The sequence below is a fragment of the Gimesia chilikensis genome (assembly GCF_008329715.1).
In the GTDB taxonomy this organism is placed as follows: Bacteria; Planctomycetota; Planctomycetia; order Planctomycetales; family Planctomycetaceae; genus Gimesia; species Gimesia chilikensis.
This window is the reverse complement of record NZ_VTSR01000042.1, coordinates 1-358: the sequence shown is the minus strand read 5'-3', so window position 1 is coordinate 358 and position 358 is coordinate 1. Positions and strand designations below refer to the sequence as shown.

Here is a 358-nt window from a genome sequence, read left to right as displayed (position 1 = left end):
GTCCAGGATGTCATATCCCCCCCGTCCGTCGGCCGAACGCAGGACCGGCGGTCCGTCGATCGGGAAGTTGCCATCCTGGGAGAGCGGATCGATGAAGATGTAGTCATCGAACTCACTGCCGACCACGTTTTCCATGAAGCTGGGGTTCGTGTCCGGCTGTTCGGGCTGCAGCTGACGGAGCTCAACCGTGTTCCCCCCGAAGACGTCCTGCGGAGTGTTGATGATATCCACATCGAAGACGATGCCTGCACTGGCGAAGCGGAAGTCGATTGTGTCGTTACCGTGGATGTCGGTGATCACGTCGGCACTGCCGCCGGCCCCCGGCTCCATCAGGAACACATCGTTGCCGCCGTTACCG

At 61.2% G+C, this 358-nt stretch carries 1 protein-coding gene; it reads right to left on the bottom strand.

The window, feature by feature from the left end; all coding sequences use genetic code 11:
• Positions 1–358: hypothetical protein (locus FYZ48_RS29450; protein ID WP_187782289.1), on the bottom strand; the 358-nt coding region annotated here is incomplete at both ends.